Genomic DNA, 15838 nt, shown 5'->3' with positions numbered 1-15838 from the left:
ACATGAAAAGTTTCTCAAGTTTAAGGAACAAAGTATTTCCCTTCATGTCCTTCAACAAATTTTTTCATAACATGCCAACATTTTTACTATCTTTTTGTGATTCTAAAGAATGTTTATAAAAAAACATCAACGTTAAACAACGATATTCCCTCCCTTATAGTAAGTCCCAATTGAAAAGGGACATTTGTTGCATATTTCGAAAAATATTATAAAAAAGATGTGTGTTGTTGACCAATGAAAATTCCCTTTTATATTAAGTCCGATTCAAATGGGCGGTTTGTTGCATTTTTTGAAAAGAATTTCTATTTTGTATTAAAAAGATATACTCACAAAAAAACAACTGAAAAATTCAATAGGCTAATAAAAATTAATCTGCTGTATTTTAGGAAATGGAGGAACATTTTACTCGTCTCCATTCATTAAAAGTGTATCATTTTGTCCATCCTTATCTACTCGATAGGATTTGTTGTCTATCTTACTTTCGTAATAAATATAATCATTATCACAAGTAATACTCCATACCGGTTTATCCATGACTTTTCGAATGTTAGAATGGCTTAAGTTCATGGCATAAATGCTATAATTATCCTGTCGGTTGATATAAAACAATTCACTTTCTGTAAGGAAAAACTGTGTCGAAATAATTTCAGGAATAGTGATCTCTTTTTCTGTTTGAGTATCATACTTGATAATTTGGTAAGCTTCATTTGGATAATAAATATATCTACCGTCATAAGCTATATTGTTAGATATAGAAGTTTGAATAATCGTATCTGTTTTTCCTGTTAATCGACTAATTCGTCTTATTTGATTATCATCAACCACAAGATAAATATGTTCCTTATCCACAAAAACAGAAGTGATGCCAAGAAAATCTATATCATCTGTCGTATGTAGACCTAGAAAAGTATCTCTATCCGTATTTGTATTTTGCTCATAGATTACTTTTTCATCAAAGGTTGTTGTATCCACCTCGATAAGGGAAAGCCGATTGTATAACTGATAAAAACCTGACTTATCATAATCCATTTTCATATAATAGACGTATGAATCATTACCATATATATAAGGTTCTACACTAGTTAAAGAGGACAAAGGATTTCTTATAAGATCTTTAATTTCTCCTGTTTTTTTATTTTTAAATACAGGTCGAGTATGATCTAAGTCTGTTTCATCTATATAAAAGTCGTAGAATTCATTTTCGAAACTTTGTCTAGATATAGAGTTGAAAATACTATGTTCCTTACTTACATCGGATTCAGGATTACACCCCATAAGAAAAACGAGAAGAAAGAACATAAATATTGAGCTAGAAGCCTTAAGATTATAACGAACTTTCCTCGTCCTCCATACGTTAGTATGTCGATGAAGAATGACTATCCATGCAAAAATTCCTATGCATAAGTTAACAGATAGTAAGAGAAGAATCGTCATCATTGGCACTTCATTAAATAGTACGTTCATTTGATCAGTAAAAGTATCTTGTTCATATTCACTTCCTCTAAAAAAACCTGTAGAAAGCATGAAGCCAAGTGGACCAGGCATGAAATATTTAGATGATTCTAGATTAAATAGAAAGTAAGGAAGTAAAATGATGATGGTCGAAGAAAATAACGTTAAAGCATATTTTCTCGTCCATACAGAAAATAACATAATGAACATCACAAAAATCAAATTCCCAAATAGTTTTAAACTTGTAGACCATAAAAATGTCGAGGATAATGAAAGCTTCTTTAGAGATGTCCCAAAGTAAGATAAACTTTGAAGCGGGTAGTCTCCATGATCTAAACCATATCTCATCTCATAAAATCCATATCTCATCATGACTGATAAAATAGAAATGACAATCACAACGAGGAGCACTAGCAACATTTTAGTAATCGCGTGCTCTCTTGTTCCTTTGCGTAATGTCAAGTGGAGAGAATGCATGTCACTTGAAAATTCCGCACAAAATACAGGAGTCACTAGTAGTAATAACAATAACAATAAACCAAAGTCCAACTGTTCGGTAGATAACAAACCATCCCAACCATTTGTAGCTAAATAGTATCGATTATCTGGGTTTTCACGGACATACATATATTGGTCAAAAATAACTTTAAAACCCTGTTCATTCTCTATTATTTTTTCTAAGCTAGGAATTGAATCTTGTAGTTCTTTCTCTGAAATATGCCCATCATAATAATCGTCATATATTTTTGTCAATGCTACCTGCGCTTCAGAAATTTTAGCAGCTTCATTTTTAAATAGTTGCTCGGTTTCTTCTGTATGCGGGCCATGTACCAAATCTAAATAATAGTGATAATCAGAAGTATTCATTACTATTTCTGGATTTTTCGGCGTATCAAAAATGAAAAGAAAGGCTAAACTAAAACTAAAGTATAAACTAACCCAAAGCCATCCTTTTTGATAATAAAACATTTTTTTAATCTCATACCACCATATCGCCACGTTGCTTCACCCCGATTCGGTATATAGTATTTTTTCTTTGAAAGATGAAAATGGCTAACAGAAAAATTCCTCCACATATTATTCCAAAACAGATAGCTGCTGTATAGCTAAGCATAGGAAACCCAAATATATTCACAAACTCTGTACCACTAAATAACATGCGATGAACAACTAAAGAAAATGGATTAATCACCTTCAAGATGATTCGCTCCGAACCCATGTATGCTTCTTGAAAATAAATCAATCCGAACGCAAAAAACAAGCTAATGATAAATGGAAGTAAAGCATTTTTAAAGAATAATGAAACGAATAAAAACAGATACGAAACGATCAAAAATCCTATCGTCTTTACCATTAATGATATTAGTGCATATTCTCCTAAACTTATATTCAGGGCGGTATCTGCAAAATTTTCAATGGCATATATTGGTGAAAATTTCGCTTCTAAAGAACCGAAAGAACTAGCAAATGCAATAAAATCAATGAGTCCAAACCAAAAGGAAACAGCACAAACAAAGATGGAGGCAGAAAACAGCTTGGCAAAAATAGTTTTTTGTCCACCTGCTTTAGTGGTCAACAAAAGTACATCCATTTCTGTTTCCTTTTCCGTTACGAATACACTCATTAAAGCATATAAACATATTAATATGACAAGAAAAGCAGAAAAATCATAATGAATATAGTATTGAAACATTTCGGTATAGGAAAATGAATCGATACTTCTTCCTTGAAATCGATCTAGTATGATGCTGTTTTTTTTATATTCATAATCATTTCCTAGCGATTCAAAAAAAGATAAGTTTTCGTTAGCGTTTTTTACAACATCATTTGCATACTGTTGGTACATATAAGAATATTCCATCGGGTCAACAAAATTCCATTTAAAAAATAGATGATCGTTGTATAGATTTCCAGTATATGTATTCGGATTATTGCTTTCAGTACTAGCAGTCTTATCCGCTGTTTGTTGCTCTAATGGTTGATAGATAGACATTAACGATTCAATCTTTTGCTTGGTCATAACTCCCTTAAACTTTTCATAGAGTTCACCCCAATAAAGTTCATGCCAGTCCGGATTAGCTGATGAGGATAATAGTGATTTCTCATGATATTCACTATATATTTTCGCAACATTTAATAAACTAAAGCATATCATTACGATTATTAAAGATTTTTTCATGAAATGTTTTCGAAACTCAAAAAAGAACAATCTCACCATTTTTCACCCTCACTAGAATAATACAAGAATACATCCTCTAAGTTTGGCTTTACATGAACAGCATGGTCATTGGGTTTATCGTCTGCAATCACTCTTAAATGTATCCCTTGGTCATCTCGCATCATGCTACTAATTTTAAGATGAAGCATTTCTTCTAAAGCATCGTCTGTCGCTGTGATAGACCAAACTTTTCCCATTATTTCATCTGTAAGTTTCTGAGGAGCTCCCTGCCTAAGAAGTTCTCCATCTTTTAGTAAAATAACCTGATTAGCTACATGCTCAATATCTGATACAATATGTGTCGCTAACAAGACAATTCTATTTTTTGAAAACTTCGTAATTAAGTTGCGAAATCGAATTCTTTCTTGGGGGTCAAGCCCAGCTGTAGGTTCATCTAAAATTAAAATATCCGGATCATTAAGCATTGCTTGAGCAATACCAACGCGTTGTCGCATTCCTCCCGATAGAGCACCAACCTTCATATCCTTAGCTTCACTTAAATTGACCATTTCTAATAATTCTTTTGCTCTTTTTTCTCCTTGTTCTTTTGGTATTCCTTTTAGTACAGACATATATCGTAAAAACTCCATGACTTTAAACTCTTTGTAAAATTGAGGATACTGCGGTAAATAACCTATATGAGATAGAAAATCAATACCAATTTTTTTAACGTCAGTACCATTAATTAATATCCTACCTTGATCACTTTTTAAAATACCAACAAATATATTAATTAATGTGGTTTTACCAGCGCCGTTTTCGCCCAGTAGACCATAGATACCGTATTCTAAATGGGAAGTGAAATCTTTTAGTACCCATTTTTTCTTGTATTTTTTAGAAATTCTTTCAAATGATACTTTCAATAGTAGATGCTCCTTTTAAAATAATGGATTTAAAATTGATCAATCATTATTTTCGTCTCTATATCTTCTTGTTTAGAACCTAATAAAATAATGATTTTTCTTGTATCATCCAATACTTTTAGAACCGGCATTCGATCAAGAAGTGCCTTTTCATCAACTGGTTTCTGTAGTTTTTTTATCAATTCTCCAGTCTTAGTATCATAAATACGGATGATGAACTCTTTATCTGATGAATGAAAAGTCGCAAAATATGCTCCTTTGTCAGAGCCTGTAACGATACCGCTTTCTTCTTTCTCTGTCAGTGTATGGATGGTTATTTTTTCTGTTTTAGCATCCATCACCATTAATCTTCCAGTAGCATTTGTTACGTCTTCAGTTAATAACACCCAGTCATTATAAGAGATCAATTCTTTACAAGTGTAATTATCGAACGTTTGATTAGACAAATCAGTACCATCTATATTAACCATTCCACAAGTATCATAAGATGGTTGATCCAGTTGTGATGGTAATGTTTGAGCTTTAAAAGCTATCTTTGTTCCACCATTAATAAAGCCAATTTGTTCTAATGCCGCTATGTTGGAACGTTCCTCAAGATTATCAGCTACTAAATCAAGTACTTTTGTCTTTTTTTCTAATTTGAAATCATAAACATATAAACCTGAGTCGGTTGCATAAGCCATGTGCGTTCCATCATGATTAAAGGAAATTTGCTTAAATGACATTAATAAATCGTCTTCTTCCAGCAATTGATTGAAGTCAAAATCAAAAACTTGTTTTAGCTCCTCGTTATAGAAAGTACCTTGATAATTAGGCTCCCATTCTGTCATACTAATACTGTCATCTTCCGTTTCTTGAATAACCACATAGCCGTTATCAATCGACCAAGCCTGCTCATTCTCTGATGGTTCTTGTGAAATTTCTGCTAGAATGCTTTCTGTTTCTAGATCATATAGATATAACATTTCTGCGGATATCAAAATTTTCCCATCGCCAGCATAATGCACATGACGTATCTCTCCTTTTACTTCTTCCAAACTCGAAGTGTCTTCCGTAGATATAGAAGGAAGGGAGGGATTCGTCTTTTCTTCTATACCTATGGAAGTATCTTTTTTTTCCTCTTGCTCTGCTTCCTTTTCTGGATTTGTACATCCTGTAACGAAAAGTATAAATAGAACACATATAGAAATAGTAAATCTTGATTTCATGGCTGATACTCCAATCATTTATATAATAAAACAGATGATGTTTTTACAGACGTAATAACATCTTCATGAAAGTCTTCTGGATTTACTGGTGTTGAAGCAACATAAAAAGTGCTAAAATCATCTAATGTTTCGACATCAAGTTCAACATCAATCACAGACACATCTCCTTTCGTCAATGTTGTTTCAAATGAAGTCTTTCCTTTTTGATCGGAGAGCGCTTGATGATTCAAATAAAAAGTGTTTTGATATGTTGCTCCTGGTATACCAAGTATTTTTAACCTCATATGTACATTGCCTTGATTATTTATTTGAAAAGTTGTTTCCATATCTGGTTTATCTTCGATCTCGACTAAATTAAAAACATCTACTTCTAACATTTCTAGATCAATTGTCATAACTCCACCACCTAATCTTTCCAATAAATCATCGGTCACGGACTCTGTTATGAAACGTACATCCTTTAACACTTTATTTGTAGGTAACTCCGTCAAATCTAGCGGTTCAGGATTTTCATGAAATTCTATTGGACGTGTTCCTGCCAACGCCTCGTGATAACCACCGTAAGAGGTTGTTTCTTTCATATCTGGAATAAAGGAAGGATGGTATATGCTAGTGATAGTAATATTAACTGTTTCTCCTTTTTCTCCAGTAATCGGTGTAAAAATAAATTGAAATGGTGTGTCAACATTCTCTTCTTTTAAATCAATAATATGCATGTATTGATAATCTGAATCCGTCGTATTAAGCTTGTATGGTTGTGCAATACCGTCTACATACACTAGAAAGCCAATATTAGTAGCTTTTCCCTCTGCTTGAACCTCGTAATCTAATACTAATTCCCCACCATCATAGGTTAAAGGTAGTACCTCATCATTATCGTCTAATTCTAAGTTGGCGTAACCATGACTTATAGAGCCCATAATAACAGCGTTTTCTTCATCTATTTCAAATGGATTATCATTCATATCACTGATTGCTGCTTGTTCTTTTTCTTCCTCTACCTTATCTTTAGAGCACCCTGTGATAATCAGAAAAAACGTAGTAAGCAGAAACCCATATGCAAAAAGTAGTCGTTTGTTCAACATATATTTCTCCTTTCCATACTTTCTATTTGTAAAGTTTTTTCAAAGTAGTATTAGTTAAGATACACAATGACATTTTCCATAATAATAGAGAAATGTTCGTACCGTGCATATAAAACAAAACAATTTGTTAACACGTATACGAACATTCCTTTATTCAACAGTTTTTATGGATGAGTATAAGTATAAACTGCTGCTGGACCATATTTACTACCGCCTTGTACCCCATGAGTGCCGTAGATTACATAAATACTTGAAGGAACAGATGACCATTTCCCTCTAAGATTTTTAGCTCCTCTTGAACTAGAAAGTTGTTGTGTATTAACAACAGTTTGTCCCTTTTTATTTTGCATACTTCCTTTAATTGTTAAATACGCTCTATCAGGGTTTTTAGTTACCTTTGTTGTATAACTTTTTCCGGATAAAGTTCCTGTTAATTCTCCGTAGCCTGTGACAGATTTCGAACTTGTATTTGCAAATGCACTTCCAGTTACAAGGACTGTGCAGAGTATAAGAGCGGCCAAACTACTAGCGAATATTTTTTTAACAAACTTCATTTTAAATCTTCCCAATAATATTTTTTAATTCTAATTTCTCAAAAAATATGAATCTGAAACAAGTTATGCTAAATAATTCAATCTACATACATCCAACTTTTTTAAAAAATCTATATTCTACACCAAGTGACCCACCCCCATTAAAAGAAAATATTAATTTTATACAAAACATAATAGTCTAATCAACCTTGTTGAGTATTGTTAATATGATTTGAAAGGATGTTCGAGATGTTATATGATACAGTAAGAAATGTCAGTTGAACAAACTACAAGCACGTAGTTTATATGTACTATATCACCGTAGTAGTTGTTTTGCAAACTATTATTATTTTAGGAGATGAACATATTGGAGAAATTTCAAAGTTTATCAGAAACAGAAATGAAAGTAATGCAAGTAATTTGGAAAATGAATCGTCCAGTTAAATCCAATGAATTATTAGATATATTTTTTGCAAAAGAGGGGAAGGAATGGAAAGGGCAAACAATTGCAACCTTTTTATCTAGACTTGTTGATAAAGGCTTGTTATCTGTAAAACGAGAAGGAAGAGCAAATACGTATACCCCATGTCTTACTTTTAAAGAGTATAAGAGGAAAGAAGCACAGAGTATGTTGGACACTATGTATCAAGGTTCATTAAAGAATTTTTTAGCAACACTTTATGAGGACAAAATAACTCCTAATGAATTAGATGAACTTAAAAAATGGTTTGCAGATAAGTAGGTGTGAAAAATTGAATAATTTGCTCAGCATGCTTATTACTTTGTCGATTGCAGGGACTACTCTTCTAATATTGTCTTATTTAATTACTTATATCTTTAAAAAAACATTGAATGCTAATTGGCACTATTGGATTAGAAAAATTGTTCTTTCTCTATATATCGTCCCTGTCTTTTTAATATTAGATTTATTGTCTTTATTTAAACGTGAACAGCAGTTCAATTATGCATTTAGTCACTTTCCCATCGATCAGAACAGCCTATCTCTACCAGTGATTGTTATTCAAATTATCCTTGTCATTTGGTTACTAGGTGCTGTCATAACTAGCTTTCGATTTCTATATATACATCATAATTTCATGAAAAAATTAAAGGCAAATTGTATATCTACATCAAGAGATACTATTGCGCAATCTCTTCTGGAAAAAAACATGAACGAAATGAATCTTACTACAAATATAAATTTAATGTTTTGCAGTGTAAATATAAGTCCTATTTTACTCGGTGTTTTTAAACCTACTATTGTTCTACCAATGTATGACATTCCAGATGATGAATTAGATTTGATTATCAAACATGAATTAACGCATTTTAAGAAAAAGGATTTATGGGTAAAACAAGCCATGTTACTTGCTATGATTTTACACTGGTATAATCCATTCATTTACATATTACAAAAAAATATCAACAAGTGGAGTGAACTTTCTTGTGATGAGGATATTGTAATAAAAATGTCTCATGCTGACAGAAAAAAGTATGGAGAAACGTTATTAAATATAATAAGTAGAGCAAATCAAGATACAAGATATAATTTTTTAGGTACAACATTTTCAGATGAACACACAAACTTAAAACGTCGGTTGTTGAAAATATTAAAATCTAAAAAAAACAGTAAAATGATTACTTTTTTTTCTATCATCATAATGACGTTTATTATTTCAAGTGGAATGTCCCTTTCTTTTTTTACTAATAGTTATATTCCAATTGAAATAGAAGAAAGGCCCCAGAATATTGGTATCATACCCCAAGATGTTTCGGAAAGAAATTTAAAACAGCAAGACGAGATAAGTACGAATGATGCAACAGAAAATTTATGGACATCGGAAGTGACTCTTATCCCTGTACAGACTAATGAAAATATCATTGACAATAAGCGTTTTGAGCTAGAATCAATAGAAAATGTTATTTTAATAGAATATTAACATTTTGAGTAAAAGTATTTTTAAACTAGTGTTCATCTACTTTAATCCTGCGTAATGCTTGGTATGAATAGTTCTTCTCCATATTGAACATCATGCTGTGATCAACAGGAATTCGCTTTTCTCGATCTTTTTATTATAGTGCGTGTTCAAAAAGATAAAAAGGATCAAGAAGTTCGAGGCGGCGCAGTTCCCGTCAGCGGAATGTATGCATTTAGATACATGAGTAGCGGAGAAACAAGCATTCGTGCGAAATTCGCAGTGTCATTTTTACAGGACTTTTTGAACATCCTCTTATAGGGCTTATTGGAACAGCTTATTCCTAATCATAGTTTTTAAAAACATGTTGGGTGAATTTCAAAGACGTCAAGTCGAATTTCTAGGAAGTTGAGCGGATTTCCAAGATGCCGAGTTGTTTTCGAGATGTCGAGTCGATTCCAATATGCTGAGTAAATTCGTAACATGTATATCACAACATCTATTGTTCCTCACTCATTGTTGCAAAAAAATAATGCATGTGTACTTCGGAGGAAAAACATGAACCAATTTTTAATTCGATTTTTAGTATTTGGATTTCTCTGGATAATGATGCTCTATCAATCTAGCGGTCAACTTATTTTTAGTTTATTCATGTTGACTGCTAGTTTGACGATCTTTTTTTTCCTATCTAATGAAAATACTCCCATATACTTATACATCCTATTATCAGTCATACTGTTGATCCATGGTTTCGTCATTGAAGAGGCTTTTTATACCTCAATACTTTTATTAACAGTAGTCGGGATAGCACTCTTTCGATTTTCAAAAAAAGTGATGTATTTTTTTATCACGATAAACTTTCTATTCGTTATTGGATTAATCGTTTATCAAGGAAAAGCTCTGTTACCTGCGCTGATTATCGGGGCATTATTTGTTTTATTCATGATTCAGTTGAATGAACTTGTTTTGGATAGAAAGAACCAACAAGAGTTGTATGAAGGGCTATTGTCAGAGTATCGACAGTTAAAACGAATGCATGTATCGGCAGAAGAGATGGCAAAAGCGGATGAACGGACGCGAATTGCTCGTGAAATACATGATTCTGTGGGACACCGGTTAACGGCATTAATAATGAAACTGGAAATGCTCTCTATTCAAGAGCCGAGTGACTATTTAACCGAGTTAAAAGAGATGGCAAATAAGAGTTTACTAGAAACTCGAGAAGCGGTCCAGACGCTACAAGAGATAGAAACAAAAGGAATTGCAGCTGTTGTCCAGTTAATTCGCAAGCTCGAAGCAGAAAGTCAGTTATTGATCGAATTTACTGTGAAGGAGGGGGTATTATCGATCCCTCTTTCAAATGAAAATGGAGTTGTATTGTACCGAGTTATTCAAGAAGCATTAACGAATGTGATGCGTCATGCAATATCGAAACAAGTACATATTGTTATCGGTAAATCTGCTATTGGCTCACTCGCTTTTACAATTTCAAACCCGATTCGAACACGTGAGAAATTTACGTTCGGTTTTGGGTTAAACAATATGCAAGCAAGAGTTACTGAAGTTGGCGGTCAACTCGAAGTGTATCAGACAGAAGCGGATTTTGTAATTCAAGGGATGATTCCATATGAGTAAGGGGTGATGATGTGTGGAAGGTAATGATAGTCGATGATCAAGATATTGTCCGACAAGGATTAAAAGTAATGTTAGAACAAGATAAAAAAATTACTGTCGTTCATGAAGCCGGGAACGGAAAAGAAGCGATTGAAATTTTGGAAAAAAATCACTTAGTAGATCTTATATTACTAGACGTACGTATGCCAGTGATGAACGGGATGGAAGCAACTAGACTAATTAAAGCAAGATGGTCGGAAGTTAAAATTTTAATTTTAACTACTTTTAATGATGAAGAGTATGCACTTGAAACATTGAAAGACGGAGCAAGTGGGTTCTTATTAAAAACAGCAGATTCTGCAAAGTTAATTCAAGCAGTATACAGCACGATGAAAAACGGGCTACCAATACAAGAAGAAGTAGCGGCAAAAGTTATCCCGAATTTGTTGAAAAGAAAATGGCAGGAGGAAGAAATTCCAGAAAATATAACAGAACGTGAGCTTGCGATTATAAAACGAGTAGGGGAAGGGAAAACAAATAAAGAAATCTCTGAAGAGTTGTACTTATCTATCGGCACGGTAAAAAATCATGTAACGACAATTTTGCAAAAATTACATTTAAGAGACCGGACACAATTAGCGATCTTTGCTGTGAAGCATAATATTTCTTAGGAATTGAATAAAGATTTTTGATGGTTGATCATAAAGTTTATTTGTTATTATTTAATAATGGAATACGTTTCTTAATATCCTGCATTGTAAAGGAAACACTGGTGATGGTTGGTGAAGACATAGTTTCCATTGCTTGAAAAACATTAATAATTTCATAACGGTCATTTGTTAATAAATATTGTTCTAAAACATAAGAATTGGGATCTACAATCCAATATTCAGGAATCATGTATTCTGCGTTAGTTTTTAGTTTATCAATTTTATCACGCTCTAAAGAAGAAGGGGAAAGAATTTCGATAACTAGATCTGGCGTCCCTTCTATTCCACGGTTCGTTAGTATATCAATCCGCTTTCGATTAACTAGAACAATATCAGGTTGGCGTATATCTGTAGTTGATAAAATGACATCAATAGGTGTATAAAAAATAAAGTGAGTCTGTTCGCTCGTTTCTGTGAGCTTTTTCTGTAATAAGCAAATAAGTGTTTGTGGAAATGCAGTATTTAAATGAAGATCCAGTTGTATTGGATGGAGAAAAATATGAGCAACATATCGGCTCATTACCAAGGACGCCTTATGAGGAAGGTATAAGAAGAACGATCGAAGCGATGGGGAATTAAATGAGTAAATAAGAAGCGGCAGGGCCAAAACCGGTCTTGCTATTTTTATTCTAAGGCCTAATTCGCCGATAACATCATCCAGCCGCCGTTAAAAAGTGCATTTCGCCGATAAATTGGGTGTCCCCTTTTAAGCCGATAAATTGGATCCTCCGCCGTTAACTGGTATCCCCGCCGTTAAATTTAAGTACCCCAACCAATATACTCACCTCCCAATTATCCACTGTCATTTCTAATAATCAAAAAAACAAAATTCTCCCGCGAAAATGACTTAAGTCATTTTTTTCCTTTCAAGTTATGACCTGAGACAGTTTTCGCTTAACAAGTTAAAAGATAAACTATGTATAAGTAAGGAGGGAGTTATATGCTTGAATTAATGAATCTATCGAAACGATACAAACAGTTTTATGCAGTTAAAAATATGAATATGTACATTGAAAAAGGAGAAATTGTTGGTCTACTAGGACCAAATGGTGCCGGTAAATCAACGGCAATCTCTATGCTGTCTACGTTAATTGATCCAACAGAAGGAGATGTGTTCTTCAAAAAAAAGAGTGTATTAAAAAATCCAACTCCATTACGAAAAGTGACGGGGGTTGTTCCACAAGAAATTGCACTTTATCAAGACTTAACCGCAGAAGAAAATTTATATTTTTTTGGACGTATTTATCAAATGTCAGGAAGTAATTTAAAACAAAAAATAGATGAAGTACTCAAGTTAATCGGGTTAGCGGATCGTAGAAAAGATGTTGTGAAAAAATTCTCTGGTGGAATGCGGCGGAGACTCAATATAGGAGTAGCACTTCTTCATGATCCGGAATTTCTCATCATGGATGAGCCGACAGTAGGGATTGATCCACAATCTAGAAATTATATTTTAGAAACGGTGAAACGTCTAAATGAAGAAAAAGGCCTAACGATTCTATACACAAGTCACTATATGGAAGAGGTCGAATATTTATGTGACAGGATTTACATCATGGATCGGGGTAACTTGATCGCAGTCGGAACGAAAGACGAAATTAAAGAAATTTTATCGTCGGAACATACGATTTATATTGAAGCGGAAATCTTAAACAAAACATTTATTAAGGCGCTTGATGACGAGCCAACGATAAAAGAACTAGTCACAAAAAATGAGACAGTAACGATCATTGTCCCTAAGGAAATTAATGTTTTTCAGCTGATCACAAAACTTGCTTCAGAGGCAAAAGTTGAACTGAAATCAGTTAATGTCAAAACACCGACACTAGAAGATGTTTTTTTACACCTTACGGGCAGAGCTTTAAGAGATTAGAGGTGAATTCAATGATATGGGAGATTATGAAAAAACAAGGTATTATTTTTATCCGCAACAAACAGCAATTATTTTTGCTACTCTTACTTCCGATTATATTAATAACCATTTTAAGTGCTTCACTAAGTGGCTTTATTAGTGGAGATACCGTCGAAATAGAAGCACAAGTCGCATTGATAGAACATACGGACGAAGCGGAACAAATAGAAAAGTTTGTTCAAGAAGTAAAAAGCAGAGAACTATCCGAAGATGTCGAAACATCTTTAATAGAAACTGCTCAAAATTTACCTTTTGTTAGTCTTCTCAAACAAGAAGCCTTCGAGCAAGTGTCGAATATGATTGAAGTAGTAGAAGTCGCCCCAGAGGAAAAAGCACAAATCTTAGCAGATGATACGTATGCCGCTGTCATTGAAATTCCTGAAAACTACACTTATCACACGTTAATAAGTTTACTGCTCGAAGAAGGGATCCCTGTTTCAATAAATGTTTATGAAAATGAAGCAAAAGAGCTCGGGGCAGCAGCTGTAAAAAGTGTGGTCGAATCGTTTCAAGAACAATTGACAATGTCTGTATTTGCACTAACTAATCAGATTGATCCAACTGTACTCGAAGTTAGTGCGGAACAAAGCCTTGGAACAATTGAACCTATTGGGCAAAGTGAGCCAGTAACGTCTAAGGAATACTATACGATTGGCATGGCTGTAATGAATGTTTTATATCTTGCAACAACAATTGGTTCCTTTGCATTTCTTGAAAAACAGTCACACGTTTTCAATCGAGTTATTTTATCTAATGTTTCAAGATGGACATATTTCACGGGTGTTTTTGCTTCCGGTACCATTTTCGCATGTATTCAATTACTCATTATTTTTGGTTTTTCATGGATTATATATGGTGTGACTTGGCCTATTCCTTCTTTTCTCGTCGTAACAATTTTTCTATCGATGGCGGTTGGGGGATTATCTACACTACTTACAGCGATCAGTTATCGCATGAATTCCGAATCTGTCATCAATTTTTTCTCGACTATATTAATAGCATTTCTGGCGCTGCTTGGGGGAAGTTTTTTCCCAATTGGTGAAATTTCCAATGTTATTCAGTGGATTGGAGATTTTACACCAAATGGAGCGAGTATGAGCGCATATTTAAGTCTGTTGCGAGGGGAACAATTCATTGATATCCTCCCACATCTTTCTTATTTAGTTATATTCACTGTTGTACTACTATTGGTGGCCGTGCTTAGTTTCCCAAAAAGGGGGCAAATCTAATGATTGGAATTTTTATCACAAAACTTACATGGTTATACCGAGATCCTTGGACATTTATTTTGATGACAATAATGTCGATCCTATTTGCTTTTATTATTGGCGGAAATAGTTTTGCAAAAATGACAGTTCCTGCCTATGCAGAAGATGACCTGGTGAAAGATGTTGTAAATATTTTTGAAGAACAAAGTATTTTTGAAATTGAATGGGTTACCGATAAGGAAGAGTTGGATAAGAAAATAAGTAGTGGAAAGCGTGAATTTGGATTAATCTTACAACAGGATAATTTTAAAATTATCGTAGGGATAGACTCTCCGAATGTTAATTTACTCGAACAATCAGTGGAAGATGCTTATGTAAAGGAAAAGCAAATAAAACAGTTAGAAACAGTTTCAGGCGAAAATAATTTAAAAGAAGATTTCGTTCAAAACCCTGTCTTTACCATTAAATCAGAAACGTTTCATGGCCAAAACGCTTTTATTTATGATGGCAATCTACATCCATTATTTGGTTTTTCATTGTTTTTTGTTATTTATACGATCGCTTTTAGTGTGTTTCAGATCATACTTGAGAAAAATAGCGGTTTATGGGACCGGATGATTTTGTCACCTGTTCGAAAATGGGAAATGTATATAGCTAATTTTCTTTATAGCTTTCTAATTGGTTATATTCAAGTTCTGATCGTATTTCTCGTGTTTCGCTATATTGTTAAAATTGATTTTCAAGGTACTTTTTGGCAAATTGCTATTCTTTTAATACCGTATGTGTTATCAATTGTTGCTCTTTCTATTTTAATAACAGGTCTTGTTAAAACGGTCCAGCAATTCAACGCAGTTATTCCAATTGTCTCATTAGGATCCGCAATGCTTGGTGGTGCATTTTGGCCCCTTGAAATAGTTGAATCAAAATTCATGCTTAGTCTGTCAAAGTTTGTACCGATTACGTATGGGATGGAAGCATTATATGGTGTTACAAGTAATGGTTATTCAATGGAACAAATTTTATATCCCGTTATTATTTTGCTCTTCATGACAGTGTTGATGACTGGGATCGGCATTCATTTAATGGAAAAAAGATATATTTCTTAATTCGCATGTTTCT

14 protein-coding genes are annotated in these 15838 nt (G+C 33.5%); 7 read left to right on the top strand and 7 right to left on the bottom strand.

The window, feature by feature from the left end; genetic code table 11:
- Positions 1-402: 402 nt before the first annotated feature.
- The 6 genes from SPD89_RS09520 to SPD89_RS09495 form a co-directional block, all read right to left on the bottom strand.
- Entirely contained in the window at positions 403-2451 is a 2049-nt protein-coding gene (locus SPD89_RS09520) for a DUF5050 domain-containing protein (protein ID WP_336261725.1), read from the bottom strand.
- Positions 2432-3472 (bottom strand): ABC transporter permease, encoded by a 1041-nt coding sequence (locus SPD89_RS09515; RefSeq protein ID WP_336261724.1) that lies wholly within the window; start codon positions 3470-3472, stop codon positions 2432-2434. The genes SPD89_RS09520 and SPD89_RS09515 overlap by 20 nt, the downstream gene beginning before the upstream one ends.
- 191 nt (positions 3473-3663) lie before the next feature.
- Entirely contained in the window at positions 3664-4533 is an 870-nt protein-coding gene (locus SPD89_RS09510) for an ATP-binding cassette domain-containing protein (RefSeq protein WP_336261723.1), read from the bottom strand.
- 29 nt (positions 4534-4562) lie between these two features.
- Entirely contained in the window at positions 4563-5741 is a 1179-nt protein-coding gene (locus SPD89_RS09505; protein WP_336261722.1) for a transcriptional regulator, read from the bottom strand.
- A gap of 14 nt (positions 5742-5755) precedes the next feature.
- Positions 5756-6823 (bottom strand): beta-glucanase/beta-glucan synthetase, encoded by a 1068-nt coding sequence (locus tag SPD89_RS09500; protein ID WP_336261721.1) that lies wholly within the window; start codon positions 6821-6823, stop codon positions 5756-5758.
- A gap of 167 nt (positions 6824-6990) precedes the next feature.
- A complete protein-coding gene (locus tag SPD89_RS09495) occupies positions 6991-7380 on the bottom strand; it encodes a hypothetical protein (protein ID WP_336261720.1) in 390 nt (129 codons plus the stop codon).
- A gap of 346 nt (positions 7381-7726) precedes the next feature.
- Between SPD89_RS09495 and SPD89_RS09490 the strand changes: the two genes are divergently transcribed.
- From SPD89_RS09490 to SPD89_RS09475, 4 genes are all read left to right on the top strand, one after another.
- On the top strand, positions 7727-8101 hold the full coding sequence (locus tag SPD89_RS09490) for a BlaI/MecI/CopY family transcriptional regulator (RefSeq protein WP_336261719.1): 375 nt from the start codon (positions 7727-7729) through the stop codon (positions 8099-8101).
- A 10-nt stretch (positions 8102-8111) separates the two neighbouring features.
- Entirely contained in the window at positions 8112-9299 is a 1188-nt protein-coding gene (locus SPD89_RS09485) for a M56 family metallopeptidase (RefSeq protein ID WP_336261718.1), read from the top strand.
- A 534-nt stretch (positions 9300-9833) separates the two neighbouring features.
- Positions 9834-10910, top strand: a complete 1077-nt coding sequence (locus SPD89_RS09480) for a sensor histidine kinase (RefSeq protein WP_336261716.1) — start codon at positions 9834-9836, stop codon at positions 10908-10910.
- 11 nt (positions 10911-10921) lie between these two features.
- A complete protein-coding gene (locus SPD89_RS09475) occupies positions 10922-11560 on the top strand; it encodes a response regulator transcription factor (RefSeq protein WP_336261715.1) in 639 nt (212 codons plus the stop codon).
- Positions 11561-11597: 37 nt separating this feature from the next.
- Here the strand turns inward: SPD89_RS09475 and SPD89_RS09470 are convergent, their stop codons facing one another.
- Entirely contained in the window at positions 11598-12119 is a 522-nt protein-coding gene (locus SPD89_RS09470) for a Uma2 family endonuclease (protein WP_336261714.1), read from the bottom strand.
- A 420-nt stretch (positions 12120-12539) separates the two neighbouring features.
- Between SPD89_RS09470 and SPD89_RS09465 the strand changes: the two genes are divergently transcribed.
- Genes SPD89_RS09465 through SPD89_RS09455 form a run of 3 tightly spaced genes read left to right on the top strand, consistent with a single transcriptional unit; the run spans position 12540 to position 15825 of the window.
- Entirely contained in the window at positions 12540-13472 is a 933-nt protein-coding gene (locus SPD89_RS09465) for an ABC transporter ATP-binding protein (RefSeq protein ID WP_336261713.1), read from the top strand.
- A gap of 11 nt (positions 13473-13483) precedes the next feature.
- Positions 13484-14740, top strand: a complete 1257-nt coding sequence (locus tag SPD89_RS09460; protein WP_336261712.1) for an ABC transporter permease — start codon at positions 13484-13486, stop codon at positions 14738-14740.
- Positions 14740-15825 carry an ABC transporter permease gene (locus SPD89_RS09455; RefSeq protein WP_336261711.1) on the top strand — a complete coding sequence of 362 codons (1086 nt, stop codon included), beginning with the start codon at positions 14740-14742 and terminating at the stop codon, positions 15823-15825. Before SPD89_RS09460 ends, SPD89_RS09455 begins: the two co-directional genes overlap by 1 nt.
- The last annotated feature ends 13 nt before the right edge of the window (positions 15826-15838 follow it).

The sequence above is a fragment of the Pseudogracilibacillus sp. SO30301A genome, assembly GCF_037072025.1.
Taxonomy (GTDB): domain Bacteria; phylum Bacillota; class Bacilli; order Bacillales; family Amphibacillaceae; genus Pseudogracilibacillus.
The sequence above is the reverse complement of the archived record's forward strand: the minus strand, read 5'-3'. Positions and strand labels throughout refer to the sequence as shown.

Bases quoted from the DNA above. Each gene is read 5' to 3' on its own strand.
- SPD89_RS09515 (WP_336261724.1), bottom strand. From the start codon at position 3,472: ATGACCAAGCAAAAGATTGAATCGTTAATGTCTATCTATCAACCATTA.
- SPD89_RS09505 (WP_336261722.1), bottom strand. From the start codon at position 5,741: ATGAAATCAAGATTTACTATTTCTATATGTGTTCTATTTATACTTTTC.
- SPD89_RS09495 (WP_336261720.1), bottom strand. From the start codon at position 7,380: ATGAAGTTTGTTAAAAAAATATTCGCTAGTAGTTTGGCCGCTCTTATA.
- SPD89_RS09480 (WP_336261716.1), top strand. From the start codon at position 9,834: ATGAACCAATTTTTAATTCGATTTTTAGTATTTGGATTTCTCTGGATA.
- SPD89_RS09470 (WP_336261714.1), bottom strand. From the start codon at position 12,119: ATGAGCCGATATGTTGCTCATATTTTTCTCCATCCAATACAACTGGAT.
- SPD89_RS09465 (WP_336261713.1), top strand. From the start codon at position 12,540: ATGCTTGAATTAATGAATCTATCGAAACGATACAAACAGTTTTATGCA.
- SPD89_RS09460 (WP_336261712.1), top strand. From the start codon at position 13,484: ATGATATGGGAGATTATGAAAAAACAAGGTATTATTTTTATCCGCAAC.
- SPD89_RS09455 (WP_336261711.1), top strand. From the start codon at position 14,740: ATGATTGGAATTTTTATCACAAAACTTACATGGTTATACCGAGATCCT.